Source organism: Photobacterium sp. NCIMB 13483 (assembly GCF_003025475.1).
GTDB lineage: Bacteria > Pseudomonadota > Gammaproteobacteria > Enterobacterales > Vibrionaceae > Photobacterium > Photobacterium piscicola.
Genome location: NZ_PYLV01000022.1, coordinates 23991 through 37146, shown reverse-complemented (window position 1 = coordinate 37146; position 13156 = coordinate 23991). Strand labels below are relative to the sequence as shown.

Here is a 13156-nt window from a genome sequence, read left to right as displayed (position 1 = left end):
GGCCTAAAGATCTTGCTATAATTATCCCCACCCAATAACATGTATAATAAATACAACATTGGAGTTTGTTATGTTAGATCTCACCAATCTTACTGTTATTAAATCTCTTATATTTTTAACTATTGAATCTATCGCTTTAATTTTAATGGTTTCACTACCTATTTTATTAACATCAGCACTGATCATTAAAAATATTCGATCTTTTTTTAATCCAAACAAATAATGATCTGGCTATAGTTAAAATATAGATAACGTTGGCTTAATCATCGTAACGGTAACAACAATTTATTAATCTGCGACCATGACACCAAATACACCAACCCAATAGCCAGCACAGGTAAGCCTAACCACATTAGCGGATGTAAATTAAACGACAGTTCAAACCCTTTAACCACCAGCAAACCGACCACAAACTCTGCGCCTATCGCAGCAATCATACCGGCTAACACAGCAATAATGCCGTACTCAAACCACAGAGTAGCGGCAATACGCTTTCGGCTGGCACCTAAAGTTCGGTATAACTGAATTTCGGTTTGGCGCTCTGAAATACTCAACCGCAACAACGTCATGATCAACAGTAAGCCGCTGACAACACCTAGCCCAGCTAACACAGTCAACGACCAACTCACTTGCGCCAACAAGCCTTGAATACGGGTTGCCATCATTCGTAAATCAAGCACACTCACAGTAGGATATTGACTAGCTAACGTATTTAATAATCCATTTTGTTGCTTGCCAACCCGAAAACTGACTAATCCCGTTGCAGGAAATGACTGCAACACATCTGGCGTAAAAATAAAGTAAAAATTGGGCTTCATATTGCGCCATTCAACATGTCGAATGCTGTTAACGGTGGCGTTAAATTCCAACCCGCCAACGGTAAATACCAACTTATCACCCAACTGAATATTCAATCGTTTGGCAATTCCAGATTCAACTGAAACACCGTCCGCTTTACCCCATTGCCCTTTGGTAACCACATTATGGCTTGGTAGTGTTTTCGCCCACGTAAAATTAAGTTCACGCTTTAAAGCAGGATCAACACTTTCATCATCTGCCTTTCGATTTAGCTCATTACTTATCTCAGTATTATTTTCAGCTTGATCAGTTACTGCTTTATTTGATGTAGCGTAAAAACGTTGATCGTTAATTGCGACTAACCGACCTCGCGTTACTGGATAGCCTTGCGAACGGGTTAGATTAGCTTTATCTAAATCGGCTAAATAGCTTTGCTGTTGCTCAGGGGCGATATTGAGTGCAAACACATTCGGCGCATTCACAGGTAGGGTATTTTGCCAATCCGCGAGTAATTCATTACGTAATAATCCAATCACCGCCAATAACATTAATGAGCAAGTTAACGCCACCAGTTGAGTCGCAGTTTTGGTTTTACTGCGATTCACACGGCTTAACGCTAAACTATAAGCTGCGCCTAATTTCACTCGTTGTAATAACGCGATAGCAGTCACACCAATACCCGCTAAAACCAACAACAACCCCACGATACCTAACAGGGTTAACCACACTAAAAAATTAGTGCCAATCCACACGATAGCCGCTAACACAGGAGGCAATAACAGTAACCATGCCAAACGACTAGAAGTGGGGGCTATTGTCGATACTTGTACTGAATTGATCGCGGAGGTTTGAACTAACCGTGACAGCGGGATCCCTAACGCTGGTAGTGCAATTAACAATGCCAACAATAAACTGATCGCAAAAGGCGCAATTCCCATCGCTGGTAGCTGATCGGGTAATAAGTTTTGCAGGGGATAACGCAGCAACCACTCAAGTCCTAATCCGAGCGTTAAACCAATAATGATCGCAACCACAAACACGAGGCCGATCTGAGTTAATAGCCAGCGCCATAAAAAACCTTGGGTCGCACCAAGACTTTTCATCATCGCCACCGCCGTCTTACGCGTTGCCGCATAGTGTTGGCAAGTTAGCACTAACGTGGCAGCAGCCATTAATACCACCAGCACCAATGTGAGCGATAAATATTGCCGCGCACGTTCAATAAAATCACCACTGCGTCCAGCATCATTTTCAGTTAGCCACCGTTGGCTTGGAGTTAAGATTAATAGCTGACGAATATCATCTAATACTTGATTGGAACCAGAGAAATAATAACGATAGCTGATGCGACTGCCGGGCTGCACACCACCGACAGCTTCAATATCTTGTTGATGAATAAACACCGTCGGCATTTGGCTAAACGGATTAAACGATAATTCAGGATCTTGGGTAATACGGCCACTAACGGTTAACTCAGCATCACCCAGCATTAGTACATCACCAATTTTCACGTTTAACAGCGAGAATAAACGCTCAGTTAGCCATAATTGCTGCGGTTTTACATGGTGTTCTAATAACGCGGTATCTGCACTTTGTAAGTTAAGTTCACCCCGTAATGGAAAGCCTGAGTCGACAGCTTTAACACTCACCAACTGCATGCCGTTATCACTAAATGCCATAGTACCAAAACGGATTTGCTGAGCGACTTTTACCGCATCGGTTGATAATGCTTTAAGCTGCGAAAGATCAATCGGCTGTGAAGAAACAAGCACACTATCAGCCGTTAATGCAGATCGTCCTTGATCAACAATGATCGCTTCTACTCGGCTCACTAATGCTGATAACGCAAACACACACGCGATAATTAAACTCAACGCTAAAGTGACTAACCATAATTGACCTTGGCGAATTTCACGCCATGCCCAACGCACAATAAATGTTCGATTATTAGCAGCAACAGCAGTATTAAACATCGCGATCGTCCTTATTTAATGGCTCATTATCAGTCCTATTTTGCACTTGATTTAATATGCCATTATCTAATCGCAGTACTCGATCGCACCGTGCGGCTAAGGCATCATCATGAGTCACTAATATCAGGGTAGTACCGTTGTCTCGATTAAGCTCAAACAATAACTCAATCACCATTGCAGCCGTTTGTTGATCTAAATTTCCTGTTGGCTCATCGGCAAACAAAATTTTAGGGTTGGTCATAAACGCGCGTGCTAATGCTACCCGTTGTTGCTCGCCACCTGATAATTGGCTCGGTATATGAGTCTCTCGTCCTTGTAAACCAACAACAGCTAATAGTTGTTTAGCACGTTCAATATCGATCGCTTTATTTTGAATCAAACATGGCAGAGTAACGTTTTCTAACGCATTTAAGGTCGGCAATAATAAGAAGTTTTGAAACACAAACCCAATCGATTCACTGCGCAGCTGTGCCCGTTGTTCATCATCTAAGCGCGTTAGATTATGACCTAATAGTTCAATCTCACCGGCAGTTGGCACATCTAACCCTGCCAGCAACGTCATTAGGGTCGATTTTCCTGCGCCTGATACACCCACTAACGCAATTGACTCGCCTTGCTCGACCTCAAGCGAAACATCCTGCAAAATGGTCATTGGCGACAAGGCTGTCGTAACCTGTTTAGAAACAGCGTGTGCTTTTATTACGGAGATTGACATGATACGAATCCTTTCATTATTAATGCTGTTATTTTCATCGACAGCATTTAGTCAAACGCTATTAGTCTTGGGTGATAGCTTAAGTGCGGGTTATCAAATGCCAACCAATAAAAGCTGGCCTGTACTACTACCTGAAATATTAGCCCAACAATCCCAACCAACGACAATTATCAATGCCAGTATCTCAGGCGATACCAGTGGTAATGGGTTAGCACGACTGCCGCAACTGCTTAAGCAATACCAACCTGACATAGTATTAATCGAATTAGGTGCAAACGATGGTTTACGCGGTTTTGCTCCTAAAATACTACGCAATAATCTCGATCAGATGATCACTTTAATTAAAGAAATGGGATCACAGCCGTTATTAATGCAAATCGAAATTCCACCTAATTATGGTAAGCGTTATAACATGTTATTTCGTAATACTTACCCAGAGTTAAGCCAATCATTGAACGTACCACTGTTGCCTTTTTTCCTTATTGACATCATTGTTAAACCTCAACTGATGATGAAAGATGGTCTTCATCCAACAGCGGAAGCACAACCGCTTATCGCCCAATTTATGGCAAAGCAACTTCAACCGTATCTCAATCAGGAAAGTTCACAATGACGACTTCTATCTTAATTACTGGCTGTAGTTCTGGTATTGGCTACTACTGCGCCGCCGAGCTCAATAAATTAGGCTATAACGTCATCGCCAGTTGTCGCCAACAACGCGATGTAGAACGATTAAATAGCCAAGGTATTCCTTGTATTCAACTGGATCTTCGTTGTTCTGAATCGATTGATCGCGGATTAAAACAAGCATTAGTTTTAGCAAATGGTCAACTAGATGTGTTATTTAACAATGCGGCTTATGGCCAACCAGGAGCATTAGAAGATTTATCTACAGAGGCATTGCGCGCTCAGTTTGAAACTAACTTCTTTGGCTGGCATCAACTAACTCGTGCAGTAATCCCGTTGATGCTACAACAAGGCCACGGCAAAATTATTCAAAACAGTTCAGTATTAGGTTTAGTTGCGATGAAATACCGCGGCGCCTATAACGCCAGTAAATTTGCCATTGAAGGTTATACTGATACGCTTCGATTAGAATTAGCGAACACCCCCATAAAAATTGCCTTAATAGAACCGGGACCTATTGAAAGTCATTTTCGTCAAAATGCTAAATCTCAATTTGAACAACACATTGATATTAATCATTCTCGTCATCATGATGCTTATCAACAAACATTACATAGATTAGGCACGACAACCCCAAATAATAAGTTCACTTTAAGCCCCGATGCCGTCTTTAAGCAAGTGTTGGCTATAATTAACAGTAAGCGCCCAAAAGCACGTTACTATGTTACTCAACCAACATATATTTTTGGCTTTCTTCGTCGTATATTACCGACAAAATGGTTAGATAAACTGCTAATAAAGAGTAATTAATTAAATATAAGCCATAATAACAAGGTTTATTATGGCTGATTTTAATTTATTGAATTCAGATAAAATGGTGACAAAAACAACAATCAAAAAATAAACAAAGAAAAATACATCACATTTCCGTGCTTAAAGTTAAACAAATAACCTTTATACCAACATTCTTCTCTATCAATGACAAAATCTATAATAACGTCATATTAGTGTCACAATAAAACGCTACAGTAAGCGCAAGTCAAAAAACTTATGTCATTAAAAATTGTCTTATCTGAGGTGTAGTATGTCGTTGCGCCAAATTAATCTTATCTGTCTCTGTATCACACTCGCGGTTATGCTTACCTTTAATAATTAATGTCATTTAATGCTCTTTTCTTGATTCGTCTCGATTCATCCCCATATATTTGATATAGCCTTTCAAATAGCCAACGGATATCAGCACATGTATCAAAATGTCGCTCTTGAATTAAACGAACAGAATCTTCAGCAAATCATCGATCAATCAATACAAACACCGGTGGTGATCAGTTTTTGGGCGCCTTCAATGCCAGAAACGCTAGAAGTAAATGCAATCCTTGAAAAAATTGCCCGTGAATACCAAGGACAATTTACGCTAGCAACGGTGAACTGTGAGACTCAACAGATGGTTGCTTCTCAATTTGGTGTACGTGGATTACCTACTGTCGCCCTATTTAAAGGGGGCCAACCTACTGATGGCTCAGCGGGTCCACAAACAGAACAAAGTTTACGTGAAATGCTAACCCGTCATTTACCAACCCCCGAAGAATTACAACTGCAACACGCATTAGCGTTAGTAAAAAGTGAAGATTACAATCAAGCACTCGCATTACTACGTCAGTTAGCACAAAAATTTCCTAAAAATAGTGTGATTGAGCTGGCGATTGCTGAATGCTTAGTGGCTGCGGGATTATTTGATGAAGCAGAGTTAATTCTTGAAACCATTCCGATGCAAGATCAAGATGCACAATATAAAGGACTACTTGCCAAGCTTGAATTACATAAACAAGCGGGTAACTCGCCTGAAATACAATTATTAGAAGAAAAATTAGCGGCAAACCCAAGTGATGCCAATATTGCTTTTGAGCTTGCGGTTCAATACAGCCAAGTAAACCGTAATGAAGAAGCATTAGCACTCTTATTAAATATTCTTCGTAGCGATCTTAATTTTGCTGACGGTAATGCTAAAAAGACCATGATGGATATTTTAGCGGCACTCGGACAAGGCAACCCGATTGCAGGAACTTATCGTCGTCAACTGTATTCTTTACTATATTAAGTGATAGACCAATAAAAAGGCCCGTCAGCGTCATGCTTACGGGCCTTTTTTATTCAGCAAATTAAACCTAACTGCTAACGTGCATTCGTTTTTTCAAACACTAAAAATTTATTGCCTGAGTCAACAACCAAAGTATTATTAATAACTTCAATACTGGTCGCACTACGTAATACATTCAACATATTTTCTTCCTGAGTAACAAGTTCAGGTAAGCAAATTCTACGGGTGACACTAGGTAAAGTAAAACTACCATCAGCCGCAATTAGGCGTCCTTTAAATTGATTACAACCTGTAAAACCAGACACTTTCATATCAGCATTAATATCTAATTTAGGTTTATGCTTTGTTACACCAGGGATACATACGCCCCCCTTTAGTGTCCATTCCCCTACAAGTTGAGTTGATTTATTCAGTTGTTGATTAGAAAAACAACCTGTCAATGAAATGGCTAATAGTATTAATAAACAAAATTTACTTTTTTTCATCATCGCTCTATAACTCAATCTTAATCTCAATAGACTGCTTTTTCATTTAGAAACAAGCTATTGAGATAACAATCGCATAAAACAATGCCGATGATCTCTCATCGGCATTAATATTCAAACTATACAGTCTGTACTATCGTCTTAATTACTTAAGGATGATTTGTACTGAACGCTGAACGTAGTTAGTGCTGTCAGCTGAGTTAGTTTGGATTGGGTTGCTGTTAGCTACGTGAGAAACAGTTAGGCGAGATGCGCTAATACCGTTTGCTTCTAGGAAGCTAGCAACGTTCGCTGCACGTTCTGCAGAGATTTTTTCGTTGATTGCTTGGCTACCAACTTTATCAGTACGGCCGATAATTTGAGCGTTAACTTCTGGGTTAGCTTGCATAGTTGCAACAACTTCGCCTAGGTTGTAACGGCCGTAGTCGTTTAACTTAGTTTGACCATTTTGGTATGGAAGAACGTAAGAAGAACGAGTTGGGATTTGTGCTTCAACAGCAACTTCTTTAACAACTTCTACAGTGTTTGTAACAACTGCTGGTGTAGCAGGTTGACCAAACTTGTATGTCATACCCCAGTACGCTTGAGTTAGATCAGCGTGACCTTGTGAAGTACGTAGGTTTTGGTAGTAATCAGCACCGATTTGAGTAGATAGTGCGTGAGTGATCTGGTAAGACAGACCTAAACCACCAGTTGCTGAGAAGCTATCAGAATGCATGTGGAATGCATTGTCAGCAAAATTCTTGTCATTTGCATAGATGTAAGTACCACCTACTTTAGCAAATGCAGATAGTTTCTGTGTAAGAGGTAGATTACCTTTAATACCTACAGTTGCAAGATTTAGGTCAGAGTTACCTAGGTCATGCATGAAGTCGTAGCTAGCGTATACGCCAACATATTGGTTGAAGTCGTAACCAGCATCTAGTTTAGCACTTGGAGCGCTAGTTTGACCGTTGAATACGCCTGAATCTGCGCTACCAACATAACCCATACCTAGTGCACCACCAACCCAGAAACCGTGGCCTTGACCAGCGTACCAGTGACCAGTTGCAGCTGATTGACTTAGAGCAGTGTTATTTGTAGCCGTTGCAGGTGCATCAGCAGCCATTGCAGATGTAGCAACGCCTAGAGATAAAGCTGCTACTACAGCTAGAGATAGAGATTTCAATTTCATGTTTAACTCCATTGGTTAAATGCTTTAAAACTTTCTAATTGTCTGTCCATATAAGTGCGTACTATCTATTTTTTTAAGCGTGTATCGCAGGACAGTCTTTGTTAGGAACCCCACCATTTTGTGACTGAGTTGGCATTAAGGCAAATAATAAAAAATGATGTTCACAATTAATTGTTGTTTTTTCACACGCGTCAAAAAAATGACTTCTGAAAAATAAATCTTTCAGAAATAATTTAGATAAATGAAAATAACGTTTTTTTTAAACGATTTAATTCATATAAAAAAAGATAAAAATAATACAAAAACCCAATATAACCACTAATAAACAATACGTTATATACAAAATATCACATAAGCATCACTTGAAAAAAAATATGAAAAACATACTTTTTTATACTATAGATAATGTGATAAATAATCATATGGCGCTATTTAAGATGCCAATTATCCTTTATCATCTCTTCCATAAATATTTTTTTTTGTTAGCATTTGCTTTGAAAATAAAGATCCGAGATGTGTAATGGACTTTTTCATGGTCGAAATAGAAGAACTAACTCCCTTGTTACGCTTTTATCTCTACCAAAAAATGATGATTTTATGTCGCTATAAAAACCAGGCGCTTCGATACTGAAAGCAATAACAATAAAAAGCAGTAGTCATATAAAACATACGCTGCGCAAAACAGATACTAAGATAGGTAGTTAGAGCCATGATCATATATAAATACGGTAAGGATGTTTTTGAACCGCAAAAAAGCGCTTATACCAACCAAGAAGCCACCACTAAACTAAGTGCTAGCGAAACAAAAATCCTCCAATTTTTAATTGATAACAGTGGCGAAATTATCAGTAGAGAAAAACTACTTGAAATTGGTTGGCCAGATAAGGTTGTGGTACCAAACTCATTGAATGTTGCTATTGCTAACTTACGCAAAGCATTTAAGAGCAAAAATGAAATTATCATTACGATTAAAGGTGCGGGTTTTACTATCGCGAATAACACTTTTATTCAGCAACAGTTTCAACCTGAAGTTGTTATCGATAATGAGCAACATCAAACAGAACAATTACAACCAGCCGATAACCTTACTGAAAATAATGCGGCAGGTACTGAAACAAATAACACTAAAACACCGTCAAAGAACAACGCATTTCCTACCATGGCAAAAATAGGTTATAGCGTTTGTTTAACGGTTATGTTTGCTTGGATTATGCTTTGGGCTAGTAGTTGGCAATCACCGCCTTGTGTTACCGTTAATAATCAAAAGATTTGTGGTAATATTGAATTGCTCAATCTACAAAAGTTGCCACAAAACTTGAGTGGTAAAAATACGGTTTACATTGATACCACTGGAAAAATGTATGAAAAAATTTAAATATATTGTCATAGCATTATTACTTCTAATGCTATACCCCGTTATTAACGGTATGGGGTGTGACTTTAACTATAAATACGTAAATTCCAATCACGAACAATTTGGCAGCTGTAAATTCGGCCAATACACATTAATTGACTATCCTAATCCTAAACAAGATAACGGCTACACGGTATTAAAAGGACTCTATTTTTATGCCTTTGGTAATGCGGCAGTATTAGTCGTTGATACAGAAGATCACACGAAAAAAATCACCGATGCTGCAATTGAAAGCCTCAATTGGACTCATGAACGTTTTTGGCATCAATTTAATCTCAAACGATTAGATAAAAATACAATGGTCAGCTATAGCTCATCACCTAAAAAAGCACTACATGTCATTCCTTATGATGGTACCTTATCTATGACAGATAGTGGTCACTAACAAACTAACGGCTAAATAATCATTATTTAGCCGTTTTTCGTTAGGCTTTCCAAAATCGGGCAATGCGCACTTTTGTCTCCCGGACACTGATCCGTTAATGCTGCCAATGTTAATTTAATTTGCTTTAACTCTTCAATTTTATGATCAATTTCTATCAATTTTTGCAGTGCTTTTTGCTTAACATCTCGACTATGACGATCTGGATTTGTCGATAAAGCCAATAACTGCTGGCATTCCTCTAATGAAAAACCAATCATTCGTGAACGTTTAATTAATAACAATTCAGCAATGTGACTTTCATTATAATAACGGTAACCATTGGAGCCACGAGGCGCAGCACTGATCACCCCTTTACTTTCATAAAAACGAATCGTTTTTGCCGTCAATCCTGTTTGTTTAGCGACATCACTGATACTCATCATCACTTATTCCCTCTATATAGTTAAACAACTCTTGACATTATAGTTACTGGAAGGATTATGCTAGGTACATTATTTCATCTAAGCATAAAAAGGCGAGCACATGAATACAATAACTCTTCCTCTTGCCAATGTAAGTTGTATGCATTGCGTCAATAAAATTCGTGATGCTATCAGCCTATTACCTAACATCCAACTCATTGATATAGATACTGAACAACTAACAGTATCTGTAGACAGCTCTTTACCTAATTTGTTCGATGCTATTTCAGCATTAGGCTACCAAGTCGGCTTCCATTATCAATTGCCTCTTACAGGGTTATCTTGTGGACGCTGTGTGGCAAAAATAGAACAAGCCTTAACCGCACGTCATGACATTGCACACTTTAATATTACTAAACAGTTAGCAGATGTTTATGGTGCAATCAGTGAGCAAGCACTAACAAACATAATTGTCGAATTAGGCTATCAAGTCGTAACACATTCAGCGGCACAACATTATGATTTCACATTAAATGGCCTTTCTTGTGGTAAATGTGTGGCTAAATTAACCACAGCATTAACTCAAGACAATATTGAAATTATTACACTAGATAAAAATGCACTCAGTGTAATAACGTCATTAACTGCTGACGATATTATCGCCATTGTGACCACAACCGGCTATCAAGCAACATTACATACTGATATTGAACCAATAACTGAGACCGATACAGTGATCGCCCCTGAGCCTGAGCCTATTATCGCACCTCAAGACAATGCAACTCAATTACTGCTATCAGGATTAACTTGTGCCAGTTGTGTTGCATCAGTAGAGAAAGCCATTAAAGCGGTTGATGGGGTTAGTAATGTTAACGTTAACCTTGCTGAGCGTACGGCTTTAATTTACGGCCAAGCACCGTTACAAGCAATTATACAGGCTATTGAAAGTGCAGGTTATGGCGCAGAAGAGAGTGAAGATGACCAAACCCGCCGAATTCGTCAACAACAGCAAAATCAACAAACATTTAAAACCCATATCCGTAATGCTACAGCCTCTCTTGCATTAGGTGTGCCGTTAATGGCATGGGGGATATTTGGCGGAAGTATGGTGATTAACTCGACGACCAGCCAGATAAGTTGGGGCATTATCGGTTTGATCACTTTGGCGTTATTAGTTACAGCAGGTAAAGACTTCTATATCAATAGTTGGAAAGCTTTCCTACATCACCGTGCCACCATGGATACCCTTGTTGCGCTAGGTACAGGTGCTGCATGGCTATTTTCAATGACAGTTGTTCTTGCTCCTAATTTATTCCCATTGGCTGCTCGTCACGTGTATTTTGAAGCATCAGCAATGATAATTGGTCTAATCACTATTGGCCATGCATTAGAAGCGCGTGCTCGTAGTCGTACATCAAAAGCGTTAGAACGTTTAATCGATCTTCAACCTCAAACCGCAATTGTGGTTGAAAATGGTCAAGAAATAGAACGTCCTCTAAGTGCCGTTATTGCAGGAATGACATTACGTTTAAAACCTGGGGCCAAAGTTGCAGTTGATGGTCTTGTTATTGAAGGAACAAGCTATCTTGACGAATCAATGCTGACAGGAGAGCCTCTTGCGGTGCATAAAAAAGCGGGGGATCACGTTCGCGCAGGGACAATTAATCAGCAAGGCAGTTTACTTTTTAAAGCAGAACATATTGGCAGTGACACCATGCTAGCACGTATTATTCAATTAGTCCGCCAAGCACAAAGCAGTAAACCCGCACTGGCACGCTTAGCTGATACTATCTCAAGTGTCTTTGTACCAAGTGTTATGATCATTGCCATAATAACCGCCATGGCTTGGTATTATTTTGGTCCACAACCCGCATCTGTATATATGCTTGTTGCCGCAACAACGGTACTTATTATTGCCTGTCCATGTGCATTAGGCTTAGCAACACCAATGTCAGTAACCGTTGGTGTTGGCCGTGCAGCAGAGCTGGGTATTCTTATTAAAGATGCCGAAGCAATGCAACAAGCCGCAAGTATTGATACCGTGGTATTAGATAAAACAGGTACTTTAACTGAAGGTAAACCACAAGTTGTTGATTATAAAATTTATAATACACTAACTCGTGAGCAGCTAATTCAATTGGCTGCAAGCTTAGAGCAAGGTTCTGAGCACCCACTTGCCAATGCTATTGTTAAATCAGCACAGCAACAACAGTTACAATTGTACCCACACAGTGACTTCATGACGTATTCAGGATTGGGTGTTTCCGGCACAGTAGATCAACACCAACTACTGTTAGGTAATGCTAAATTCATGGTTCAAAATGCTATTACGATTACCCATGCTGAAATGGATTTTGATTTCATCGCTAATCAAGGTGCAACACCTGTCTATCTTGCACAGAATGGTGCTTTAGCTGGCATTATTGGTATTAGTGATCCATTACGTAAAGATTCATTGTCCGCTGTTAAACGGATGCAAAAAATGGGTCTTAAAGTCGTTATGTTAACAGGTGACAGTGTTAAAACTGCCAAAGTTATTGCCAATAAACTCGGTATCACTGACGTCGTTGCTGAAGTATTACCAGATGGTAAAGCGGCACAAATCACCTTATTACAACAACAAGGTCGACGCGTAGTTATGGTGGGTGATGGTATTAATGATGCGCCAGCTTTAGCATTGGCTGAAGTTGGTATTGCAATGGGTAGTGGTACTGATGTTGCGATTGAAAGTGCGCAATTTACCTTAATGCGCCATTCACTACACGGTGTTGCTGATGCATTAGAGTTATCAAAAGCAACACTACGAAATATCAAAGAAAATTTATTTGGTGCCTTTGTTTACAATACATTAGGCATTCCAATTGCTGCTGGTGTGTTATTTCCTCTTACAGGAACACTGCTTAGCCCTGTTATTGCAGGTGCAGCAATGGCGTTATCATCCATTACAGTAGTAAGTAATGCTAACCGGTTACGTTTATTTAAGCCAAGCCGACAAGATCAGGAGAAATAATATGTGTTTATTATTAGGCGTTGCCGCAATTGGGTTTATTGTCTGGTGGTTCTGGCTTAATCCACGTTCTCGTAAT

At 39.4% G+C, this 13156-nt stretch carries 11 protein-coding genes; 6 read left to right on the top strand and 5 right to left on the bottom strand.

Annotated features, from left to right (window positions below):
• Nucleotides 1–263 precede the first annotated feature (263 nt).
• The gene (locus C9I86_RS15550; RefSeq protein WP_107276874.1) at nt 264–2771 is read right to left on the bottom strand and encodes an ABC transporter permease; all 2508 of its coding nucleotides are present in this window, start codon (nt 2769–2771) and stop codon (nt 264–266) included.
• Nucleotides 2764–3486, bottom strand: coding sequence for an ABC transporter ATP-binding protein (locus C9I86_RS15545; protein WP_107276873.1), 723 nt, complete (start codon nt 3484–3486; stop codon nt 2764–2766). Before C9I86_RS15545 ends, C9I86_RS15550 begins: the two co-directional genes overlap by 8 nt.
• Here C9I86_RS15545 and C9I86_RS15540 point away from each other — a divergent pair.
• From C9I86_RS15540 to C9I86_RS15530, 3 genes are all read left to right on the top strand, one after another.
• Nucleotides 3485–4099 (top strand): arylesterase, encoded by a 615-nt coding sequence (locus tag C9I86_RS15540; protein ID WP_107276872.1) that lies wholly within the window; start codon nt 3485–3487, stop codon nt 4097–4099. The two genes, C9I86_RS15545 and C9I86_RS15540, sit on opposite strands and share 2 nt — an antisense overlap.
• Nucleotides 4096–4923, top strand: a complete 828-nt coding sequence (locus tag C9I86_RS15535) for an SDR family oxidoreductase (RefSeq protein WP_080158086.1) — start codon at nt 4096–4098, stop codon at nt 4921–4923. Before C9I86_RS15540 ends, C9I86_RS15535 begins: the two co-directional genes overlap by 4 nt.
• A 433-nt stretch (nt 4924–5356) precedes the next feature.
• A complete protein-coding gene (locus C9I86_RS15530) occupies nt 5357–6211 on the top strand; it encodes a co-chaperone YbbN (protein WP_080158087.1) in 855 nt (284 codons plus the stop codon).
• Nucleotides 6212–6285: 74 nt separating this feature from the next.
• Here the strand turns inward: C9I86_RS15530 and C9I86_RS15525 are convergent, their stop codons facing one another.
• The gene (locus tag C9I86_RS15525; protein ID WP_080158088.1) at nt 6286–6696 is read right to left on the bottom strand and encodes an META domain-containing protein; all 411 of its coding nucleotides are present in this window, start codon (nt 6694–6696) and stop codon (nt 6286–6288) included.
• 145 nt (nt 6697–6841) lie between these two features.
• Nucleotides 6842–7870 carry an OmpA family protein gene (locus C9I86_RS15520; protein WP_107276871.1) on the bottom strand — a complete coding sequence of 343 codons (1029 nt, stop codon included), beginning with the start codon at nt 7868–7870 and terminating at the stop codon, nt 6842–6844.
• 709 nt (nt 7871–8579) lie between these two features.
• Here C9I86_RS15520 and C9I86_RS15515 point away from each other — a divergent pair.
• Together C9I86_RS15515 and C9I86_RS15510 are read left to right on the top strand one after the other, a co-directional pair.
• The gene (locus C9I86_RS15515) at nt 8580–9245 is read left to right on the top strand and encodes a winged helix-turn-helix domain-containing protein (protein ID WP_080158090.1); all 666 of its coding nucleotides are present in this window, start codon (nt 8580–8582) and stop codon (nt 9243–9245) included.
• Complete coding sequence (locus C9I86_RS15510) at nt 9232–9669, top strand: hypothetical protein (protein ID WP_080158091.1); 438 nt, start codon at nt 9232–9234, stop codon at nt 9667–9669. Before C9I86_RS15515 ends, C9I86_RS15510 begins: the two co-directional genes overlap by 14 nt.
• Before the next feature lie 26 nt (nt 9670–9695).
• On the opposite strand, the gene cueR is transcribed toward C9I86_RS15510, so the two are convergent.
• Nucleotides 9696–10088, bottom strand: a complete 393-nt coding sequence (gene cueR, locus C9I86_RS15505; RefSeq protein WP_158258957.1) for a Cu(I)-responsive transcriptional regulator — start codon at nt 10086–10088, stop codon at nt 9696–9698.
• Between the two features lie 103 nt (nt 10089–10191).
• Here cueR and C9I86_RS15500 point away from each other — a divergent pair, with 103 nt between their 5' ends.
• Nucleotides 10192–13080 carry a cation transporter gene (locus C9I86_RS15500; protein WP_107276869.1) on the top strand — a complete coding sequence of 963 codons (2889 nt, stop codon included), beginning with the start codon at nt 10192–10194 and terminating at the stop codon, nt 13078–13080.
• Nucleotides 13081–13156: the final 76 nt, after the last annotated feature.

Excerpts from the sequence above, each read along its gene's own strand:
- C9I86_RS15550 (WP_107276874.1), bottom strand. The coding sequence starts at position 2,771 with ATGTTTAATACTGCTGTTGCTGCTAATAATCGAACATTTATTGTGCGT.
- C9I86_RS15540 (WP_107276872.1), top strand. The coding sequence starts at position 3,485 with ATGATACGAATCCTTTCATTATTAATGCTGTTATTTTCATCGACAGCA.
- C9I86_RS15545 (WP_107276873.1), bottom strand. The coding sequence starts at position 3,486 with ATGTCAATCTCCGTAATAAAAGCACACGCTGTTTCTAAACAGGTTACG.
- C9I86_RS15535 (WP_080158086.1), top strand. The coding sequence starts at position 4,096 with ATGACGACTTCTATCTTAATTACTGGCTGTAGTTCTGGTATTGGCTAC.
- C9I86_RS15530 (WP_080158087.1), top strand. The coding sequence starts at position 5,357 with ATGTATCAAAATGTCGCTCTTGAATTAAACGAACAGAATCTTCAGCAA.
- C9I86_RS15525 (WP_080158088.1), bottom strand. The coding sequence starts at position 6,696 with ATGAAAAAAAGTAAATTTTGTTTATTAATACTATTAGCCATTTCATTG.
- C9I86_RS15520 (WP_107276871.1), bottom strand. The coding sequence starts at position 7,870 with ATGAAATTGAAATCTCTATCTCTAGCTGTAGTAGCAGCTTTATCTCTA.
- C9I86_RS15515 (WP_080158090.1), top strand. The coding sequence starts at position 8,580 with ATGATCATATATAAATACGGTAAGGATGTTTTTGAACCGCAAAAAAGC.
- C9I86_RS15510 (WP_080158091.1), top strand. The coding sequence starts at position 9,232 with ATGAAAAAATTTAAATATATTGTCATAGCATTATTACTTCTAATGCTA.
- cueR (WP_158258957.1), bottom strand. The coding sequence starts at position 10,088 with ATGAGTATCAGTGATGTCGCTAAACAAACAGGATTGACGGCAAAAACG.
- C9I86_RS15500 (WP_107276869.1), top strand. The coding sequence starts at position 10,192 with ATGAATACAATAACTCTTCCTCTTGCCAATGTAAGTTGTATGCATTGC.